Source organism: Paenibacillus sp. MMO-177, from assembly GCF_037147795.1.
Lineage (GTDB): Bacteria > Bacillota > Bacilli > Paenibacillales > Paenibacillaceae > Pristimantibacillus.
Window position 1 is genome coordinate 1,099,055 of record NZ_JBBCUR010000002.1, and the last position, 20,269, is coordinate 1,119,323.

Annotated in this window: 22 protein-coding genes, 2 tRNA genes, 1 pseudogene and 1 riboswitch; of the genes and pseudogenes, 6 read left to right on the forward strand and 19 right to left on the reverse strand. The window is 49.7% G+C overall.

The window, feature by feature from the left end; genetic code table 11:
* Positions 1-59: 59 nt before the first annotated feature.
* Together WFK81_RS10635 and WFK81_RS10640 are read right to left on the reverse strand one after the other, a co-directional pair.
* A complete protein-coding gene (locus tag WFK81_RS10635; RefSeq protein ID WP_336786360.1) occupies positions 60-545 on the reverse strand; it encodes a hypothetical protein in 486 nt (161 codons plus the stop codon).
* 157 nt (positions 546-702) lie between these two features.
* Complete coding sequence (locus tag WFK81_RS10640; protein ID WP_336786361.1) at positions 703-1,368, reverse strand: TerC family protein; 666 nt, start codon at positions 1,366-1,368, stop codon at positions 703-705.
* Between the two features lie 157 nt (positions 1,369-1,525).
* On the opposite strand from WFK81_RS10640, the gene WFK81_RS10645 reads away from it, so the two are divergent.
* On the forward strand, positions 1,526-2,230 hold the full coding sequence (locus tag WFK81_RS10645; protein WP_336786362.1) for a TerC family protein: 705 nt from the start codon (positions 1,526-1,528) through the stop codon (positions 2,228-2,230).
* A 116-nt stretch (positions 2,231-2,346) separates the two neighbouring features.
* Here the strand turns inward: WFK81_RS10645 and thiI are convergent, their stop codons facing one another.
* From thiI to WFK81_RS10700, 11 genes are all read right to left on the reverse strand, one after another.
* Entirely contained in the window at positions 2,347-3,567 is a 1,221-nt protein-coding gene (gene thiI, locus WFK81_RS10650; RefSeq protein WP_336786363.1) for a tRNA uracil 4-sulfurtransferase ThiI, read from the reverse strand.
* Between the two features lies 1 nt (position 3,568).
* Complete coding sequence (locus WFK81_RS10655) at positions 3,569-4,726, reverse strand: cysteine desulfurase family protein (RefSeq protein ID WP_336786364.1); 1,158 nt, start codon at positions 4,724-4,726, stop codon at positions 3,569-3,571.
* A gap of 113 nt (positions 4,727-4,839) precedes the next feature.
* Positions 4,840-5,526, reverse strand: a complete 687-nt coding sequence (locus WFK81_RS10660) for a lytic transglycosylase domain-containing protein (RefSeq protein ID WP_336786365.1) — start codon at positions 5,524-5,526, stop codon at positions 4,840-4,842.
* Positions 5,527-5,660: 134 nt separating this feature from the next.
* On the reverse strand, positions 5,661-6,278 hold the full coding sequence (locus WFK81_RS10665) for a nitroreductase family protein (protein ID WP_336786366.1): 618 nt from the start codon (positions 6,276-6,278) through the stop codon (positions 5,661-5,663).
* A gap of 184 nt (positions 6,279-6,462) precedes the next feature.
* A complete protein-coding gene (locus WFK81_RS10670; RefSeq protein WP_336786367.1) occupies positions 6,463-7,191 on the reverse strand; it encodes a DUF6081 family protein in 729 nt (242 codons plus the stop codon).
* Positions 7,192-7,237: 46 nt separating this feature from the next.
* Complete coding sequence (locus WFK81_RS10675; protein ID WP_336786368.1) at positions 7,238-8,158, reverse strand: prenyltransferase; 921 nt, start codon at positions 8,156-8,158, stop codon at positions 7,238-7,240.
* Between the two features lie 147 nt (positions 8,159-8,305).
* Complete coding sequence (locus WFK81_RS10680; protein ID WP_336786369.1) at positions 8,306-9,064, reverse strand: hypothetical protein; 759 nt, start codon at positions 9,062-9,064, stop codon at positions 8,306-8,308.
* The gene (locus WFK81_RS10685) at positions 9,061-9,759 is read right to left on the reverse strand and encodes an ABC transporter ATP-binding protein (RefSeq protein ID WP_336786370.1); all 699 of its coding nucleotides are present in this window, start codon (positions 9,757-9,759) and stop codon (positions 9,061-9,063) included. Before WFK81_RS10685 ends, WFK81_RS10680 begins: the two co-directional genes overlap by 4 nt.
* A gap of 5 nt (positions 9,760-9,764) precedes the next feature.
* Positions 9,765-10,160: a GntR family transcriptional regulator gene (locus WFK81_RS10690; RefSeq protein WP_336786371.1), complete on the reverse strand. Its 396-nt coding sequence runs from the start codon at positions 10,158-10,160 to the stop codon at positions 9,765-9,767.
* Positions 10,161-10,204: 44 nt separating this feature from the next.
* Positions 10,205-10,963: a DUF2705 family protein gene (locus WFK81_RS10695; RefSeq protein ID WP_336786372.1), complete on the reverse strand. Its 759-nt coding sequence runs from the start codon at positions 10,961-10,963 to the stop codon at positions 10,205-10,207.
* A complete protein-coding gene (locus tag WFK81_RS10700) occupies positions 10,956-11,909 on the reverse strand; it encodes an ABC transporter ATP-binding protein (RefSeq protein WP_336786373.1) in 954 nt (317 codons plus the stop codon). The genes WFK81_RS10695 and WFK81_RS10700 overlap by 8 nt, the downstream gene beginning before the upstream one ends.
* A gap of 172 nt (positions 11,910-12,081) precedes the next feature.
* Between WFK81_RS10700 and WFK81_RS10705 the strand changes: the two genes are divergently transcribed.
* Positions 12,082-12,603: a DUF6886 family protein gene (locus WFK81_RS10705; protein ID WP_336786374.1), complete on the forward strand. Its 522-nt coding sequence runs from the start codon at positions 12,082-12,084 to the stop codon at positions 12,601-12,603.
* Positions 12,604-12,670: 67 nt separating this feature from the next.
* Here WFK81_RS10705 and WFK81_RS10710 read toward each other — a convergent pair whose 3' ends face one another.
* Positions 12,671-14,449 (reverse strand): methyl-accepting chemotaxis protein, encoded by a 1,779-nt coding sequence (locus WFK81_RS10710; RefSeq protein ID WP_336786375.1) that lies wholly within the window; start codon positions 14,447-14,449, stop codon positions 12,671-12,673.
* A 92-nt stretch (positions 14,450-14,541) separates the two neighbouring features.
* Positions 14,542-14,629, reverse strand: a riboswitch (cyclic di-GMP riboswitch).
* A 206-nt stretch (positions 14,630-14,835) separates the two neighbouring features.
* Between WFK81_RS10710 and WFK81_RS10715 the strand changes: the two genes are divergently transcribed.
* From WFK81_RS10715 to WFK81_RS10725, 3 genes are all read left to right on the forward strand, one after another.
* Positions 14,836-15,048: a YrzA family protein gene (locus tag WFK81_RS10715; RefSeq protein ID WP_336786376.1), complete on the forward strand. Its 213-nt coding sequence runs from the start codon at positions 14,836-14,838 to the stop codon at positions 15,046-15,048.
* Between the two features lie 78 nt (positions 15,049-15,126).
* Positions 15,127-15,202, forward strand: a tRNA-Thr gene (locus WFK81_RS10720).
* 8 nt (positions 15,203-15,210) lie between these two features.
* Positions 15,211-15,287: transfer RNA gene (locus tag WFK81_RS10725), tRNA-Pro, on the forward strand.
* Between the two features lie 53 nt (positions 15,288-15,340).
* Here the strand turns inward: WFK81_RS10725 and WFK81_RS10730 are convergent.
* The 5 genes and pseudogenes from WFK81_RS10730 to WFK81_RS10750 form a co-directional block, all read right to left on the reverse strand.
* A complete protein-coding gene (locus tag WFK81_RS10730) occupies positions 15,341-16,693 on the reverse strand; it encodes an aspartate aminotransferase family protein (RefSeq protein WP_336786377.1) in 1,353 nt (450 codons plus the stop codon).
* A 235-nt stretch (positions 16,694-16,928) separates the two neighbouring features.
* Positions 16,929-17,355, reverse strand: a pseudogene (locus tag WFK81_RS10735) (HIT family protein).
* 4 nt (positions 17,356-17,359) lie between these two features.
* Positions 17,360-17,842: an NUDIX hydrolase gene (locus WFK81_RS10740; protein WP_336786378.1), complete on the reverse strand. Its 483-nt coding sequence runs from the start codon at positions 17,840-17,842 to the stop codon at positions 17,360-17,362.
* A 15-nt stretch (positions 17,843-17,857) separates the two neighbouring features.
* Positions 17,858-18,565, reverse strand: coding sequence for a class I SAM-dependent methyltransferase (locus WFK81_RS10745; protein ID WP_336786379.1), 708 nt, complete (start codon positions 18,563-18,565; stop codon positions 17,858-17,860).
* Between the two features lie 87 nt (positions 18,566-18,652).
* Positions 18,653-19,357: a MerR family transcriptional regulator gene (locus tag WFK81_RS10750; protein ID WP_336786380.1), complete on the reverse strand. Its 705-nt coding sequence runs from the start codon at positions 19,355-19,357 to the stop codon at positions 18,653-18,655.
* A 161-nt stretch (positions 19,358-19,518) separates the two neighbouring features.
* Here WFK81_RS10750 and WFK81_RS10755 point away from each other — a divergent pair, with 161 nt between their 5' ends.
* Positions 19,519-20,265, forward strand: a complete 747-nt coding sequence (locus WFK81_RS10755; RefSeq protein WP_336786381.1) for a hypothetical protein — start codon at positions 19,519-19,521, stop codon at positions 20,263-20,265.
* Positions 20,266-20,269 lie beyond the last annotated feature (4 nt).

The following is a 20,269-nucleotide window of genomic DNA, read 5'->3' on the forward strand; positions in this document are numbered from 1 at the left end:
CTAATAATCCACTCCATTTTGTCTAATTTTCTTTCCTTGCACACAACACTTGCCGGACATTACCAGCGGCGCGAGCGGTTTGTGATGACCATCCAGCCACCGGCCACCATCAGAACAAGCGCAACAAGATAAATTCCCCAGCTCCATAACAAGACGAGCAACAGAAAAACAGCTGAAGCAACGGCAAGCGCTACAGACGCCGTAAGCGCAAATCGCGGGCGGGACGAGCCAAATAAATAATATTCGTAGAGACCGATGGCTGCGCCAAGCAGGAACAGCGGCCACAAATATTTCAGTGCATCCCATCCAGAAATGTTACAAACCATAAACAGCAGCGCAGACACGGTTAGTATTCCACCCGGTACGAGCGCTGCCGCGGGAAGAAGCCTGCCGAAATAAAAAACATGCAGCAAAATTCCCGGAATGAGGACGAGCAGCGGCCAGAAAATAGCCCCCAAAAAGCTGAATACACCAAGTTTGCCCAGTAAAATAACGACCCCAGCTAGTAACACAATAATTCCAGCGGAATATTTGTTATTAGGCATTTGCGTTCCGCTCCTTACAACGTCTACCCCCATACAGACGTACGACGCCAGTTTTTATCTATCATAGTTTAAAGGAACTGCGATGAAAATACCAGCGGGAACAGAAGGAACATTGCAAAAAAATACCGTTCACCTGTGAACGGTTTGTGAAAATGGATTAAGTTCTCCGCTTCAATAATCCAATAATAACGACAAACGGGATGCAGAGCAGCGGTATAGCTTCGGCAGCCGTTCGGGAACCGTTGAACAATAGGGAGTCCATTCCGGGGTCGTGGACAAGCATTCCTCCTGCCGCATAACCAAGCAGCCCGGCTCCAATATACACAAGCGGAGGAAATTTGTGTAGCAGAGTGCCCAGAAGCTGGCTTCCCCAAATAATCATCGGAATGCTCAGCGCGATCCCGAGCAGTATAAGCACCGTATCGCCGTCCGCTACCGCGGCAATCGCCAGGACGTTGTCCAGACTCATGATAAAATCCGCTGCCACGATTGTACGCACTGCCTGGGACAACGATTTGGATTTCTTGCGGGACATTTGCAGGTCGCCCCCGCTTTCCTGTCCTGCATCCGCCAGGAGCTTTGCCGCAATATACAGCAATAATACGGATCCTACAGCCTGCAGATAAGGAATCTGGAGCAGGGAGATTGCAGCCAGCGTCAGCAGGCATCGCAGTCCAACCGCAGCAAGCGCCCCCCACCAGACAGCCCTTTTGCGCTCCTTCGAAGGAAGCTGTTGGCTGGCCATTGCGATAACGACGGCATTATCTCCGCTTAATAACAGGTTGATCAGGACAATTTGAAGAAAAGTCAGCACACTATCCACTTTACGTTCGCCCCCTCTCTTACCACCTGTATGAGAAACGGACAAGTTTTATGAAAGGATGTCCAAAAAATTTTTGAATCCTCCCCCGTCCTTCATCCGTAGTAAATGAAGTCTTTCGAGACTATCGGGAATTTGTCGGAAGGGAGGGTCACGAATAATGGATGTATTTTCAGTTGATTTTTGGCTGGCACTGCTTAATATCGTCTTTATCGATCTCATTTTGGCAGGCGACAACGCCATTGTTATCGGTATGGCCGCCCGCAACTTGCCGCAGCATCAGCAGAAGAAAGCCGTCCTGTGGGGTACGGTGGGCGCAATCGGCATCCGGATCATCGCTACCGTCGTTGTGGTGAGGCTGCTCGATTTGCCTTGGCTCCATCTGGCTGGCGGTATTCTGCTTCTATGGATTGCATATAAGCTGCTTGTACAGGAAGATGATCAGCATGGCGGCATCAAAGCCGGCAACACGCTTTGGCAGTCGATTCAGACCATCATTATCGCCGATGCGGCAATGGGACTGGATAACGTCATCGCGGTCGCAGGGGCTTCGCACGGCAGCATGCTGCTTGTCACATTAGGCCTGCTGATCAGTGTACCGGTGATCGTATGGGGCTCCACGCTCTTTATTAAGCTGATCAACAAATTTACATGGATCATTTATCTGGGCTCCGGTGTACTCGGTTATACAGCGGCCAAAATGATTACCCATGAAAAAGCGTATGAGGATTTCTTCAAGGAAAGCCCCGCTTTCTATTGGTCTTTCATCATCCTCATCATTGTTCTAATCATCGCTGCCGGACTGTTTACAAACAACCGCAGAAAACAAGCTGCACACAAGCGTAAACGACTGCGCCGTCCTTAGGAGGGGCAGCCTACGTTTCGCGAATGAAATATAAGCACAGTATAAAAAACTTATACTTTCTTATATTTAGAAAAAAGCAGGGAAACCCTTTAACGGGTACCCTGCTTTCTTGTATTTTAGAACCAGCTGTCTTCGCCTGCCGTTTCCTCCTCCGGCTGCGCTTCCGGCGTCAGCTCCATGACTTCTGTACGCTTAACGGCCTCAAGCAGCATCTGCTCCAACTCTGGAATATAAGATTCCGCCCGCTCTACAACGTTCAAGTTCGGATTCGTGGTCGGCGATTTCGGCAAGAACAACGTACAGCAATCCTCATATGGAAGGATGGACGTTTCGAAGGTTCCGATCCGCACCGCTTCGTTAATAATTTCCTGTTTATCCATCATAATAAGCGGCTTCAGCATTGGCAGTGCCGTTGCCCGTCCGATTACGTTCATGCTGGACAGCGTCTGGCTGGCCACCTGACCAAGGCTCTCCCCCGTTACGATGCCTCCGGCACCGTTTCTGACGGCCAGCTGCTCGGTAATGCGAAGCATGGCGCGGCGCATTAGCGTAATCATCATACTATCCTGCTTGGCCTGCACCAGCCTTGTCTGAATATCGGTAAAAGGCACCAGATGGAGCTTCAGCGGCGCTCCCGCATAGTAGGACAGTCTTCTCGCGAGATCAATAACCTTCTCCTTCGCCTTGTCGCTGGTGAACGGATAGCTGTGGAAATGCACCGCCTCCAGCTCCAGCCCCTTGCGCATGGCCATCCAGCCCGCTACCGGGCTGTCAATGCCGCCTGACAGCAGAAGCATCGCTTTGCCGTTGGAGCCAAACGGGAACCCTCCGGCCCCCGGGATCACCGTGTTGTAAACGAAGGTGCCTTCCTGGTACGTATCGACGCGCAGCTCAACCTCCGGCTTGCGAACGTCTACCTTCAGATCGGCAAAAGCGCGCAGCACATGGGAACCCACTAAGTGGTTCATTTCCTGCGAAGAATGTGCAAACGGCTTCCAAGCTCGCTTCGCGTTTACTTTAAAGGTCGCCGGTTCTTTCTCCAGCCCTTTCATCAATTGCAAGGCCGCAGCTTGAATGTTCTCCAGCTCGTTCTCCACCTGGATAACCGGACTGAACGAAATAATGCCGAATACATCCTTCAGCCGCTCTGCTATCGGTTCAAACGATTCGCCGTTCAAGGAGATGGTCATCCTGCCGAAGGACTTGGCGTAAGTCAACGCGGCAAAGCTTTTCAGGGCCAGCTTGATCTGCTGCTGCATCCGCTTCTCGAATTGATTGCGGTTGCGTCCCTTCATGACGAGGTCCCCGTAACGGACAATTATTTTATCGTAAATCACGTTAAGATTTGCTCCTTTCAAGCGGCTTCAGCTGCGCAACGGTCTTGCTAAGCATGTCAACCAGCTTGTCGATGTCCTGCTCCGTATGCTCGTCGCCAAAGCTTATGCGGATTCCTCCCGCCGCACGCTCGGGGGTCGCTCCCATCGCCAGCAGCACCTTGCTTGGCTTATTATCCTTCGAGGAGCAGGCCGATTTCGTCGAGATGACGGCCCCTTGCTCCTCCATCATATGGACGATTACCTCCGGCTTCATGCCCGGATACGAAAAATGCACGATATGCGGCGCCATAATTGCCGCATCCTGGCTGCCGTTCAGCAGCAGCTGCGGAATGTCCGCAACCTGCCGGATCAGCCGTTCCCGAAGCGCATACATCCGGTTGCGGTTCTTCTCTTCCGCTTGCATGCTCATTCGCAGCGCTTTGGCGGAAGCGACGATGCCCGGTACATTCTGCGTGCCGGCCCGCATCCCGCGTTCCTGCGAGCCCCCGGATTGAAGCGGCTGCAATTGCAGTCCCTCCCGCACATACAGGTATCCAACGCCTTTAGGGCCGCGAAGCTTATGCGCCGATCCGCTGAGCAGATCGATTCTCCACTCTTTTAGTTTGACCGGGAGCTTACTGATGCTCTGCACCGCATCCACATGGAACAGGATACGCGGGTAATCGGACAGCAACCGGCCAATCTTCTCAATCGGCTGTACGGACCCCACTTCATTATTTACATGCATGATGCTGATCAGTATCGTCTCATCGGTTATAGACGCCTGTAATTGTTTGAGATCCACATGCCCCGTCGTACTGACCGGCAAATAGGTTACCCGGAAGCCTTCCTGTTCAAGCTGACGGAAGGCGTCATTGACGGAAGAATGCTCGATTTGGGTCGTAATCAGATGATTGCCCCGGCTGCGGAATTGTCTGGCCGCCCCTTTTATCGCGAGGTTATTGCTTTCCGTCCCGCCCGAAGTAAACAGCCATTCCTCCGGCTTTACGCCGAACTGCTCCGCAAGCACGGCCCGGGAACGGGCGATCAGCTTGTCGGCTTCGGCTCCTGCGCGATGAATAGAGGAAGGATTAGCGTAATGGGCCTTCATCACTTCCGCGAATGTATCCACGACTTCAGCATAAGGCGGAGTGGATGCGCAATGATCGAAATACAGCATATATTCAACACCTTTCCTAAAAAGAGAAAACCTCTATCGGGACCGTTCATGCGGAAGCGGCCGCGTTTAGAGGCAAGTTGTATCTCCAAACTAATTATCCAATAATCACTCGACTAATAGCGGGCTCCAAGAACCTTGCCAATGTACTGCCGCGTTTCTTCCGGAAGCTTGTCCAGGTTAGCAAGCAGTTCGCCGTCCGTCGAAATACCAAGCCGGTCAATCCGGCCAGGCCCTGCGTTATAAGCGGCGAGAGCCACTTGTTCATTACCGTTGTATTTGCCTAGCAGATAGGATAAATATTTCGAACCGCCGTCAATGTTCTGCTGTGGATCGAGGGAATCCGTGACCCCAAGACCGCGGGCAGTCGAATCCATCAGCTGCATAAGTCCTTTGGCTCCTACGGAAGATACCGCGTCGGAATTAAATCCGGACTCTGTACGAATGACCCCTCTGATGAGCTCGGGATCAATGCCGTATTTGGCCGCTGCCTCTGCAATCAGAGCGTCATAATCGGATGCCGCGGAGCTGCCTGTCTGGCCGGTTCCCCCGCTTAATACGGCACTGTACAAACTAGGCACGCTCGCAAGCTTGGCAAGCGAATCGGAAGTAAGCGTGCTTGGCTCGATATTATCCATATCGGCGAAATCGCCGTTCATATATTGAGACAGCAAGAAGTCAAACATGGAAGTACTGCCGTCGCCGCTATTCACGTCAAGCGGATTTGCCGCCGTTTGAAAATCCAGAGTTGGGGATAGCTGCAGCTGGAGCAGCTGCTTCAACGTACGCGAATCGATACTCATAGGGTCCTCCAGTCGAATAATAAGGGTATAAATGATGTATCGGTTTTTATTGTACATGTTTTTACTTATAACGGCTAGTATTCCATGCATAGAAAAAGCAGCTCCAACATGGAGCTGCTTTATTTGTAGCGATATTATTTGAAAATTTTCACGCGCTCGTCGATTGGTTGGAATTGTTTCTCTCCCGGCTCGGCGGTTGGAGCACCAAATGGCATTTGGGCAATCAGCTGCCAGCTGGCCGGAATGTTCCAAGTTTGCTTCACTTCTTCGTCGATCAGCGGATTGTAGTGCTGAAGGGAAGCACCCAGACCCTCTTCTTCCAACAACGTCCATACCACATATTGAACGATACCCGAAGATTGCTGCGACCATTTCGGGAAGTTGTCGGCATAGCTTGGGAACTGCTTCTGAAGACCTTCAATAACGGTTGCATCTTCAAAGAACAGTACCGAACCGTAACCGGCTTTGAAGCTGTCAACACGTTGTTCCGTCGAGGCGAATTGATCGGCAGGCACAATTTTGCGAAGCGTTTCTTTTACGATATTCCAAAGCTTATCGTGATTATCGCCAAGCAACACAACTGCGCGAGCGCTTTGGGAGTTGAAAGACGACGGCGAGTATTTTACGGCTTCTTGTACCAAGCTGATGATTTGGTCGTCAGTGATCGTCGATTTTTTGCTGATTCCATAATAAGTGCGTCTTGCTTTTACGGCTTCAAGAAACGTTTTTGCGGTAGTAGAAGTATTTGACATTTTTGTCCGCCTCCTAGGTGATTTATAAGTAACTTTATTTATGTTAGTAACATTACAATAATCCGAAGGCCGTGTCAAGCACTTCGCCTTTTATGTTGTCTAATCCGCTCCCTAATATAAGTGTTAATGATTGGCGCAGCAACGCAAAAAAGCCGCTCCCACAGGAACGGCCTCGTCATCGCGCTTATTCGGTTACCGTAATCGTAATTGGCGAATATTCACCGATGACCGTCTGGCCATGAACGGATACGCTGCCTTCCGGCGTCAAATCCTTTTCCGTCATAATGCCAAGCGCTACCGTGAACTGGTTGAATTTTACCGGTACGTTATGCTCCCTGCGTACTTCCGTACCGTTAACGTAGAAGACAATCTCGTCATTTACGCGGTTATACGTAATTTTGTACGTATTGAATTCGCGGGCTTGAAATTCGGTTGATTCCTTAAATACGCAGAAAAATCTTGTCTTGTCCGTCTCCGGTACGGAAACGCCCGGGAATGGCAGGACCGCATAGACGCTTGCGTATTTATCGTTGCCTGCGAAGAAGTCCAGCGCGCCGCCAGTTGTGAAGTCCAGCAGATTGAGCGAAGCATAACCGTCGTACAAGTCTCCAGGCGCCGTATTCTGCGTACGGGCACGAATCCGGAGCTCGAAGCTGATCTCGCCTTTCTCCGGCACTTCCACCGGTTTGGCCGAATAATACATATGCTTGGCATTGTCGAGAATCTGAATCTTGTCATGCTTGCGGCTAAGCGGAGCGCGTACGTACAGAATTCCATTGCGTACAATAACAACGGCATCCGGCTCGCGGTACTGCCAGAACGTTCCGTCCGGCAGCGGGAATCCGCCAATCGTCCATACCTTGCCTTCGTCAAGGATCGTATCGAAATCTCCAAGCACCCATTGTTTGCTCATTTTCTATTCCCTCAGCTTTCTATTATGAGATTCCGGCCTTCTTTTCTTATAAAAGGCCTTGAATGATTAACGCAGCAATCAGAATAACGCCGCACCGGTTCGTCGCCTTAACCGAATTGCCCATTAACGGCAAATAGGCTTGGGATGGATTATGCTCCTTCAGCTTGCCGTATACCGCATACAGCGGAACGGCCGTTGCCAATCCAAGCAGCGCATACCAAGGCAGCGCACCCGCAAGCACGCAAATAACGAGCGAGACGTAAGCAAGCACCAGCAGCCATCTGGAGAAGACAAGCGCTCTCCATTCTCCCCATACGACAACAAGCGTTTTTTTGCCGGCCTGCTTGTCCGCCTGCCAATGCAGGAAATGGTGATTGAATAAAATAAGCGTGGTAAGCAGTCCGATCGGCAGCGAAAGCAATAACGCCCGGTAGTCGAGCTGCGAGGACTGCACATAATACGCACCGGCAACGGGCAAAATACCAAACGACAGCAGGATTGCGATTTCGCTGTAGCCTTTGCCGCGGTAGCCGAAGCGAATTGGCGGCGCTACATAGAAGTAAGCGATCAACCCGCCAAGTCCGCCGAAAACGATAACCGGCCATCCGCTGATCACCGACAAAATAATACCGCTGATCGCGGCAATTCCGAATAAGGACCAAGTCACGGCTGCAAAAGTGCGAATAGTCCAGGTTCCGTTCGTCAAATAACCGGAGTTTGTCGAGATAACCCCTTCCGCCTGTTTGGCAGCTTCATCCGTTCCGTTGTAGTAGTCCCACAAATCATTGATCATATTCGAGAACAAATGCGCTGCGCCCGAACCAACAAGCGTGAGCAGGAGCAGCCAAATATTAAAGTTGCCATCCCACACGAAAGCCCCCAATGCGCCAAGCGCAACGGGAATAAGCATAACCGGAAGGACGCGTATCCGCGATGCCTTCATAAACTGCTTCATGATGTTTTTCAAAGCCGCATGTCTCTCCCTTCTTCTCATCCAATTGAAACACTTTGAGCAAGGGACCGTCAACTGAAAGAATAGGGCGAAAGCATCAATTTCTGACAAAAAGAGAGCTTCCCTGGGCGCTTGGCACCTAGAGAAGCTCTATCGTAAATCCTATCCTCTGATTTGAATCTTCCGGTTAATCAGGTAGGTCATCATATAGACGAGCAGAACAATGATGACGGCTTCATAGAGCAGCGGTCCCCAAAAATTCGGAACGTTTGCCTGTACGTGAACGACCTGATCGCCGGAATCGGTAATCCTCACGTTAACCGATTGAAAAAACTGATCCGTAGAGACGTTCATGCTTGGGAACAGCTTCGTTTCCACCCATTGAATGGCGAGCTGCAGCCCGATAAATAGTGCTGCGCCTATCCAGGAGCCCTTTTTCCCTCTGAATACCTTCCCTACCGTAATGCTTGAAAAGATGATGATCACGAACAAGATGCTGGATGTCATCATCGCCCAGAAGCCTCTGTCCGCCAGAATATCAAATACCCGCAAATGCACCGTATCCACAACAGCGCCAAGCACCATCAGATGAATGACGCCGATCACTCCGATGGCAGCGAGACCCGCGATCCCCAGCAATAACGGAGACAGAACCGTGTGCAGGGCAGGCAAGGGAAGGAGCCGGCGGTTAAAATACCTGAGATTGCGCTCATACGTCCTGCAGATGGTTACGCAAAGCGAAATCGTTACGGCCAAATAGACAATAAAGGTCAGCACATAAATCAGATCCGTATCCAGGTTCTTAACCTCGCCGAACACGGTAACCGCGGCTCCGGTTAATAAGAACAAGGCCCCCATGATAAGCAAAAAGCCAGCGTTTCGTTTCCAATCGTATTTAACCAGCTTAAGCAAATTCATCATTCCGCGAACACCTCTTTAAACAGCTCATCCACGCTTTTGCCTTGCGAGAACCGGATCGTCTCCACTTCCTCCTGAAGGACAATGCTTCCGTTCTTGATCAAAATGACCTCGTCGAAAATCCGTTCAATATCCCGTACCAAATGAGTGGATATAATCAAACAGCTCTCTTCGTTATAATATTTAACGATCGCATCCAATATTTTCTCACGGGCAACCGGATCTACGCCGCCAATCGGTTCATCGAGCAAATACAGCTTGGCGTTGCGGGACAAAGCCAAGGTTAGCTGCAGCCGTTCATTCATCCCTTTGGACAACGTGCTGATCCTGTCCGCAGGCTGCAATTTCATGAATTGCAGCATTTCATCGGCTTTTGCGGCATCAAAGTCCGGGTAGAAATCCTTATAGAAGCCAATCGCGTCCTTCACCCGCATCCAGGATTCCGTCAGCGGTTTATCCGGCATAAAAGAAGTCAAAGCTTTGGTCCGCTGACCGCTTGGTTCCCCGCAGACGAGCAATTTGCCGGAAGAGGGCTGCATAAGGCCCGCGGCGATTTTCATCAAAGTGCTTTTGCCGCTGCCGTTGCTGCCAAGCAAGCCTATAATCCTGCCGGGCTGGATGTTGAAAGAAACATTGTCCAGCGCACGCTTGGCTCCATACGTTTTTGTTACTCCCGATAGCTCCAAGATCGATTCCACGTCTCTTATTCACTCCTGTCAGTACGGCTTACCGCTTTGCCGTCTTTTACGGCATCCTTCACAATGGCTACGATATCGTCCTTCTCGAAGCCAAGCTCCTTCATTCCTTGCACAAACCGCTCGAGCAGCTCGCCCGCCATCTCTTTCTTGATTTGCATAATCGTTGACTCCTCACTGGTCACAAATCGGCCAAGTCCTCGTCTTGTCTCTACAATGCCTTCCCGCTCCAGCTCTTGGAACGTGCGTTGAATCGTATTGGGGTTGATTTGCAGCTCAAGGGCCAGGTCCCGCACCGATTCGATTTTGTCCCCGGGATTTAATCTGCCGGTAATAATCTGCTTCTTCACGTAGTTCATAATCTGAATATAAATCGGCATATTGTTGTCAAATACAATTGTCACGGGTCAAGATTCTCCTTTCCATCTGTCGGCCCCAAACGCCTCGCTTAAGCGATGTCGCGCTTCTTGAACACGGCGAAGCTGACGGATAGGAACAGTGCCATATATACAAGCAGTATAACAACGGAAAAGGCAAGCGTCATCCCTTCAACCGGCACGGTGTTGCTTCGGTAGACCGACAAGTCTGTATTGGCGAACAACAAATATTTCGTAATCGCATAACGGGAGAGCAGCATGACCAGAACGCTTCCGACCATCATGGAGAAAATACCGATGCCGATTGCCGCCCCATTCGACTTCGTCAGAATGCCAATCATAAAGGTCAACGTAACGAACACAATGGAGTAAACCGCCAAGCTGGCTACATTGCTTAGAAAATCCGCCCATGTCGAATCTCCTGCGCCGCTGCCGTAAACGATATAACCGGCAATAACGGCAAACACGGCTGCGGTGACGACTAACGTCAGTGCGTAAAGCACGGAGACGATATACTTGGAAGCTAAAATTTTGTGACGGCTTTGCGCCCGAATCAGCAGAAACTTAATGGTGCCGTAACGATATTCCTGCGTAACGCTTCCCGCTGCAGCAAGAACGGCAAGGACCGGAACCAGCTGGCCCGCGGCTTGCAGCATAATCGTGCCCGTTGCGAAATCAACCGTTGAAGCCACGCCTTCCGGCGACAATCTGTAGAAAGCAAAGGCTAAAATCCCGAAAACAACTGCGAGAATGGCATAGGCGACGAAGAAAGATTTCTTTTTGCTGAGCTTAAGCCATTCATTTGTTAATAATCCCGTAAAATTACGCAATGCGGTTACCTCCCGTCAGCTTCATAAACTCTTCTTCCAAGGTTGCGCGTACTTCTTCAATCCGGTAGATCGCAACGCCTTCCGCCGCAAGCTTCGCGACAAGACCGGGAATCTGGTCATGCAGCAGCTTAATCGTAATCCGGTTGGTGAAGGAATCGCTTTGCGTCACCTCAACCCCGTCGATTTGGCCGATCGCTTCCTGCGCTTGCCCTGCATTTCCTACTTGCATAGAGATGGTGAGCACCTTCTGCTTCGGCGATTCCGTCTCCCCGATGGAACGGGCGGTGACAAACTTGCCTTCCTGTATGACAATAACCCGGCTGCACATCAGCTCAATCTCGCTGAGCAAATGGCTGGAGACCAGAATCGCAATCCCTTCGGATTCCGCTATCTGCTTCAAGTATTCACGCATTTCCTTGATACCCGCCGGATCCAAGCCGTTGGTCGGCTCATCCAGAATTAGCAGCTTTGGCTCATGGAGCAGCGCTTGCGCGATGCCAAGACGCTGGCGCATGCCTAGCGAATACGCTTTTACCTTTTTGCCGAGCGCTTCCTGCATGCCGACCAGCTTCGTAACTTCCTGAATCCGATCGTCGGTAACTCCCTCCGTCATTCGCTGGTACTGCTTCAAGTTATCGTAGCCCGTCATATACGGATAAAACTCGGGGTTTTCGATAATTCCTCCGACATGCCTGATCGCCTTCTCGAAGTTCGTCCGGACGCTTTGCCCGCAAATCCGCACGTCCCCTTCCGACATTCCGATTAATCCCACAATCATCCGCATCGTTGTCGTTTTGCCTGCGCCGTTTGGACCAAGCAATCCAACAACCTCTCCCTTTGCAATATCAAAGGATAATCCGTCCACAATCGCTTTGCTGCCGATCTTCTTCGTCAAACCGTCCAATTGAAGCACGATCGACGGATTCGTAATTTTTGCCGTTGTCATAGCGCCGCTCCCTTTGTATTAGTGTTATAGTTGAATAGTACACTAGATCATTAGTGATGTAAAGGGGTCAAATAGAAAATATCCATTTTTTTACGAAAAATAGTTGTTTGCCCAGGGGGACTGTCCTAGAATAGATAAGCACTAATGACCGTTTCCATTGGAGGTTATGATGATGAGGCTGTTTCATTTCAGCGAGGAAAGCGCGATTGACGTCTTTATTCCGAGGGTAAAAGCGAACCGGACCGATATGCCGCCCGTTGTCTGGGCGATTGACGAGGAGCATCAATTCACGTTCTTCTTCCCGAGGGATTGTCCCCGAATCGTCTATACGAGATCGGAAGGATTAACCCCCGAAGATGAACAGAAATTTTTCGGCACGACGGCTGCCAACATTGTGATCGCCGTTGAGACCGGCTGGCATGAACGGATGAAGCAAACAACCTTATACCGGTATGAGCTGCCTCCCGAGTCCTTCGAGCTGTTTGACGAATATGCCGGGTACTACATATCCAAGGAAACCTTGGTCCCACTTGGGGTACAACCGCTTTCCAATCTGCTAGAACTCCTGATAGAGCTTGGCATTGAAGTCCGCTTCACTCCAAGCCTTCATCCGCTTAGAGAAGCTATTCTCCAATCCTCCCTCCATGACTTTGGAATTCACCGGTTCCAGAATGCGCAAATCGAATCAAGGTAAAAAACGCGGCAAAGGCTGTCCTCCTCGGTTGGAGAACAGCCTTTGTCTTCTAACTGTAAGATTGGAATTAAACCTTAAAGATTGCCGCTTTTTCTTTCAGCTCATAAGAGGATTGCTGCAGATTTTGCGCCATCCCTTGCAGATCGTCGGAAATGTTGTTCTGCTCGACGGACAGATGCCCCATCTGCTCCATCTTGCCATTTACCTCCGAGGACGTAAGCAGCAGCTTGTCCACGGCGGTTACGATGTGAGTGATGCCGGTCGTAATTTCGTTGATAGCCGTTGAGATCTCGCTGACTTGCTCCGACAACGTATTGCTCTGCTTCTCCAGCCCTTTGAACACGTCGCTTGCTGCGGTAGAAGCCTGCTTAGTGGAGAAGATCACCTCAGCGAAAGCGCCCATGCTCTTGCTGCTGGCCGCCACATCCTCTTGAATCAGGTGCATTTCCTTCGAAATATTTTTGGAGATCTGTTCGGTCTGGCTCGACAGCTTGCGGATCTCCTCGGCAACAACCGCAAAGCCCCGCCCATGCTCGCCTGCGCGCGCAGACTCAATTGAGGCATTAAGCGACAGCAGGTTTGTCTGCGTATTGACATCCTGGATGCTCTCCAGAAACTTCGATACATTGCTGTAGCGCTCGGTAATGCGGTTAAAAGCTTCCGTTACCTGATTGAATTGCTCAACCGTCTGGTTAACCATTTGGACAACGCCTTCCATATCCACCGAACCGGAATGGGAATCGTCTCTCATCTGCTGCATGTCTTTGTTGATATAATCGCTTGAAGCCGCAATTTCCTGGGAGCTTGCCGAGATCTGCTCCGTTACGGCCGAGATGGAGGTCGCATCGTCATATTGGGAGAGCAGGACGGTCGTTCCGAGATCGATCTGCCCTTTCACCTGCTCGGATGCCGTACGGTTGCGCGAGATCATATCGCCCATCTGATTGGACATCTGGAGAACCGTCTGGCTCACGCTTAGCGTAGCTTTGATCGTTGCTTTCAAATTATCGCCCATGGCCGCAAGCGAACGGTCGATATCGCCAAATTCGTCTTTGCGGTCAAGCGCCTGATTATAAGTAAAGTCATTATGTTGATAAGCTTGAATTCGTCCCATAATCCCTTGAAGACCGGACCGAATGCTTCGGATCAGACCAACCGTGAACAGGAACGGAATAACCGCCAGAATGAGTACGTTAATCAGGATGATCATATTCGCCGTATTCACGCTATCGGACAGTACCTTGTCCGTGTGCGCAGCATCCACGGTAATCCTGGAATTCACGTTCTGGTTGGCAAACTCCAGCTCATTCAAGTAAATATTAACAAGCCTAAGCACAAGCGCCGATTTCATTTCGGCTGTCACATTTTCAAATTGAGTGACATTAGAGCTCTTCAAATCATTGTAGGCAATCTCATAGATATTCGCCTGACCGATGTATGTTTGCTGCTCCTCCGCTGCGGGGAACATCTTGTCCAGCTTCTCAAACGTCTTCTTCAAATGCTCGATCTGACCCGGCATATCGGCCAAACGTTCTTTCGGATCGACCACTTCCGCATTCTTGCTGTCATTGTTGTTCTCGATCGAGTTGATCATCAACAAAAGCGTTTGAAGCAGCGAATTGGAAATCCCTTCGTATTCGCGCTGCGCGCTAGTCAACGTATTGGCATTTTTGACGGCATGGGATACCGACAAATTTTGCGTATAAATAAATACGCCCGCCACAACGTTAAATAAGGTGATGATACTGGTCAGCAGAAGCAGCCGCACTCCGATCTTTCTTCTGCCCTCCACAAGCTGTTTTCTTGCACCTAGCCATTGCAATGCCTTCTTAACCCATTCCTTCATCCTCGTCGTCTCTCCTCGCTGTCACTGAAAAAACAAAATAAGCTATCCTTCCATGGACGGGCGGATAGCTTTTTAAGGCACTATGTCCTGCGTCCGGCGGTCTGGCAGCCATCGCTTCTATGCAGCATTAGGCCCATAACTTTGCGTCCTTGCCTTTCGGCAAGTTTGCCTTTTTCAGTTTAATTACGCATATTTTCGACACACAAGGACTAGTGTAGGATATATATACCTATTTGTAAACAAAAAATGGTTCAATTCCCAACACTCCTACTTTAGTCTCATCTCTATTTGAATCGCTGCCCGAAGACGTTATAATAGATTCCATGGCGAAACGGCTATCGCCGTCCTTTGCGGAGCGATAATAACAGAGACAGGAGCAGTAAACGATGGAATTCCGGTTGGATCTGATTGACGATAAAGTAGAGTTCTTTGAGGCTAGCGATCTGCGCACGCTGGAGCTGAAGATCGAACAGCAGATCGAGAACAATAAAGCGCTTCTTCTCCAGGTTCATCACGTTCAGCACCATGCCGCATTTAACGCCAATACAGGTAAAATGCTGTATAGCGCCGTTGTTCATTTCAAGGCTAAAAAGCGCTAGAAAACTTTCTCAAAAAAAGGCTTGCATAATCCGTACAAGCTGTGGCATAATACGTTTTGTGCCCGACACAAGCACTATGCCGGTGTAGCTCAGTTGGTAGAGCAACTGACTTGTAATCAGTAGGTCGTGGGTTCGACTCCTATCGCCGGCACCATTCTTTTCCGGGACGTAGCTCAGCTTGGTAGAGCACCTGGTTTGGGACCAGGGGGTCGCATGTTCAAATCGTGTCGTCCCGACCATAGAGCAAACACGGAAGCTTGATAGGGATCAGGCTTTTTTTGTTTTTCTTCTATTATATACGTTCGAATACATCCTTTAACGTTTGAATGATAAAGGCAACATCCTCATCCGCAGAAGACAACGGCGGACTGATCGTAAGCACATTATTGTAGCCTGCGACGGTATCGCCGTTTTTGCCTATAATAAGCCCTTTCGCTTTACACTCCCCTATGATCCGGACCACGCCAGACAGCGGATAAGGCTCCTTCGTTTGTTTATCGCTAACCAGCTCAATGCCCATCAGAAAACCAAAGCTCCGGATATCTCCGACTATCGGATGGTCTTTCAAGTGAGATAATCCCTCGAAAAGCCGTTCGCCAAGCGTTGCCGACCGTTCAACCAGCTGTTCCCGCTCCAGAATTTCGAGATTCGCCAGCGCAAGGGCGCAAGCGGCCGGCGCGCCGCCAAACGTGTTCAGATGACGGAAATGGCTGTACATGTCTTTCCCTTTGAAGGATTCGTAAATGTCTTTGCGTACCGCCGTCGCGGATAAAGGCAGATACCCGCTCGTTAATCCTTTCGCCATCGTAACGATATCCGGCTTGATGCCGTAATTCATATGGCCAAACTTGCGGCCCGAACGGCCAAAGCCGCAAATCACTTCGTCGATAATGAGCAGCACGCCATACCTTGTGCAGATGTCCCGGACCTTCTCGAGATAAAGGCGTTCAGGCACTAGGACTCCCCCGCCGGTAATTGCCGGTTCCATTATGACCGCCGCGATCGTCTCCTGCCCTTCCCATACGATCGTCTCTTCGATCGCATGAGCGCATTGCAGATTAAATTGCTCGACCGTCATCCCTTCCGGACGCCGGTAGCTGTCTGGCGGACGGACATGAAGGAAACCTCCCGCAAGCGGTTCGTACATGTATTTACGCTGGGCTTGCCCGGTTGCCGCTAAAGCACCCATCGAATTGCCATGGTACGCCCGGTAACGGGAAATAAACTTGTAGCGGCTTGGAGCGCCCGATTGCTCATGGTATTGCCTTGCTATCTTAAAGGCTACTTCATTCGCGTCAGACCCGCTGTTCGAGTAGAAGATGACATAGTCATCCTCCAGCCATTCATTCAACTTCTCCGCCAGTCGAATTGCCGGCTCATGGCTTTGCGTCAGCGGGTAGTAGGACATCGTTTTGAGCTGCTCATAAGCCGCACGCGCCAGCTCCTCCCGGCCGTATCCCACATTCACGCACCAGAGACCGGACATCCCGTCCAAATACCGGTTACCCCGGCTATCCGCAATCCACGAGCCTTGTCCTTCCGTAACGACCATCGGAGGTGCCTGCTCATTATAAGGCGTCATGGCATGCCATACATATTGACGATCCTTGGCAATCAGATCAGATTCATCCTGGTTAATGGACATTGCTGCGCACTCCTCTCCCAAATCCTGCGGTTCATTCACTTACATCTATGTCTAGTATAGGGGTGAATATTACCGTTTACATTAGACAGAATGTCACGAAGTACAGGGGCTTTTTCAACCTGAACGTTACAAAAAACCGGAGCAGACTCAGGCTGTTCCGGCTAATTGTCCCTAACGATACTCTTAACGATATGACGCATTGTTAAGATCATCTTCTTTTCCATTTTGGCTATCCTTAACGATGTGGCGTATCCTTAAGCCTCGAAATCATACGATCCCTGGTCTCACGCAGTCGCAATTCCGCACCATGGGAAGTTTCTGGCTCGCTCCAGGAGAAGCCGTCTCCTTTGTATCTTGGAATGAGATGCAAATGATAATGCGTCAAATCGTTGAAGATACCGCCGTTCTGGCAGATACTAATCCCGTCCGGACGAAAAACCTGCTTCAAGACGATGGACAGCTTCTGAGAAAGCGGTCATAATCGCTTGAGCCGTCTCCGAATCTAGCTCTTCTACATCGAGGAAATGCTGCTTAGGCAAAATTAGGAGATGCCCTTCGTTAAACGGCGCAATATCAAGCACGCAGGTCAAATAGTCATTTTCATAAACAATATTCAGCTCCGGTTCAATTCCGTTCGCAATGCGGCAGCCTAAACAATCCATGAGTTTAGATTTTCCTCTCCAGCTTGATGACGAAGTCGGGTTTTGTAACATAATCCATGTAAGTGACCGCGCCTTCAAAATCCAAATAAGCCTGGAACCTTGTCCGTATCGCCGGGGATTGGATCAAGTCCAGCGCCTTCTCCTTCTGAACCCAGGATACCTCTGACGTTTCTTCGGAGGTTTGTAAAGAACCGCCTACTGGGCGGCATATAAAATCCAGCATCAGCTTGGTTGGCACATCCGTTACCCCGTCATGCCATTTATACATGCAAGTATTGGAGTACACGCCAATCAATTGCGAGACAACGCATGCGATCCCGCTCTCTTCCTCAATTTCGCGTATAAGAGCATCGCTCAAATTCTCTCCGACTTCCACCTGCCCGCCGGGAAACACCCAACCGTCATGCTGAGTTTTCACAAGCAGGATATCGCCCTGATCATTCTCCACAATACCGCCAACAGCCACGATATGAGTAGGCATCGCCATAAATCTTCCCTCCCCTCAGTTTGTACGACGAACGATATAAGTCAGCCAATTCCCTCGGTATTCGATAGACTTCCCGTATTTGATTTCTTGAACGGCCTGGGGGATGACTCGCTCAAGCACAATTTCCCAACCGCTATAACATTCTCTCAAGAGATGAAGAGCATCGTCTGTCGACAGGTTTAATTCTATTAATCCTTCCGACACTACGCCGGTACTGTAATCCAGCTCTTCAGTCTCCGTACTCATTAAGATGGCATGAATGCCGCGGGGCTTTGTCCCTTCTATCATTCGGCCAATGACGGTTCGAAATGCATCTTCGGAGGATACATGCTCAAGGGAAGAGCAAGCAATGATATAGTCATAGGATTGCGCTGGAATCTGGTAATGCTCAATATCTGCAATGACGGCTTCAAGATGATCTTTAACACCGTATTTTTCCGCATTATCCTGTAAAATCGCGACAGCAGACGGAAGGAGATCAACAGCCGTCACCTTTCCGTTAGAAGCTTTAATCGCTTGCGCAATCGGAATCGCGTTTCGCCCAACACCGCTGCCAAGGTCCAATACACGCATCCGATTAGGATCCAGCAATACGAAAGTATCCATAATGGCTTTCACAGGCTTAGCCATCCATGTTCCGGGAGCAAACAATTCATGTTCGGCATAAAACTTCTCATGGTACTTTATTTCTTCGGTTCTCGCCTGGAGAAATCTCGAATCCAAGATAGCTTCACCCCTCTCTTCCTATTAATCCCTTAATTTTCCCTATATTTCCCATGAAAAGCAACTCATTTCTCACTTACTTTACACTTATCTTTGCACTTTGTTATCCAGCAAACGGTACAAATAATGGATCCCTCGCAGCTGTTCGCGTAAGGTTGTGTTCAAGTATTCGAGAGATTCCCGCGCGATACGGAGAGCATTCTCCATGTGGTTATGATCAAGCTCCTGAATGACTTGGCGGATGACTTCAAGCGGTAAATTCGCTGCCCGCAATGTACCGATAATTCTAATCTTGTTGAACTCGACGGAATGAAAAATGCGATATCCGCTTACTTCATCACGTGTTAACTTAATTAGTCCAGCCTTCTCCCAATGACGAATCGCAGAGGCTGGAACGGAGGTCTCACTCGATACTTCGCCAATGGTCCAGTTCTTTTTGGAGGACCGGATTTCAAGATCATTATTCAACCCAGCTGTCTCCAGAACTTGCACCGTTTGCTCAGCCATTCTCCTCTTTTGATTTAATTTGGTTTGGCTATCATTTACCGTCCACATTGCTTTAGCAATTTCCCGCTTGAGAAGCAGCTTCATCACTTCAACCGTTGTATCCATGCCAAAGCCAATACGCATGGCCCGGATACATTCAAAATAAGCGACATGCTCTGCTGTATAAATCCGATATCCATTCGACGCCCGTTCAACAGGAGGAACAATCCCCCACTCTTCATAATGACGAAGAGCATTTGTGCTGATACCGAGCTTCTTTGCTATATCCGAAGGTTTATGCCGCATGATCTCCACCTCATAAGATTCAACTAAAACCTTAAAGCTGCATTTCAATGTATGTCATCTGACATCCTATTGTTTGTTAGAAGCTTCTCAACGCAACTTTAACTATTGCATCCATGTTATACAATTCAATTGATAATCATAATAAAGCAGGAGGAGAAGCCATGGATCTAACAGTCGCTGAAACGTTTTTCCGTATTTCAACCGCCGGGTCGGAAGCTCCACTCTATTCCAAAGCAGCAATGGAATTGCTTGATAGGAATCAGATGGCGGACTTATTGACGATATACGGCGCTGAGGAAAAAGCAACTGGCCCTGAGCTAGCCGCGTCCTTTTTCGGAATAAGCATCTATGGACTTGTAGCCGTCAAGCATATGGTCCTTTCGCAATATAACCGTGTGTTGGATTTATCTCTCCATCATTTAACGGTCCAATATGAGAAAACTCCGGATGGCCGTGTACAGTTTGTGTTTAAGCTCGGAGAGGTGAGATGGGCGGAACTGCCTGCGGTTGGACGTGAGGAAGCAATCATTGAGGAGTGGCAGAAATTCTTTAAGGAAGATATAAATCCGATCATTGAAGCAGCTGCCGTTGCTGCAGGTGTTAAACCGGATTTGATCTGGAACCAGTATGGTTCGACAGGAGCTTTTACAATGGAATATGCGGACTCGATGTTCGAAGGCCAGGTGTTGCAAAGATACAGGGATGACTTCATGACTCTTTGCAGCTTGCACGGCTCCGTCTTCAACCGCAGGAAGAACCCTTTCCAACATACGCCAAGATATGGGAACAATCCTTATACACCTGGCCAAAAAATAATGATTCGCTCGGCTTGGTGTATGTACGATAAGCGCGAGGGCAGGAGTAAGTGTTTGTATTGTCCTGTGATGGCGGGATTAGAAAAGGGATAGCCAA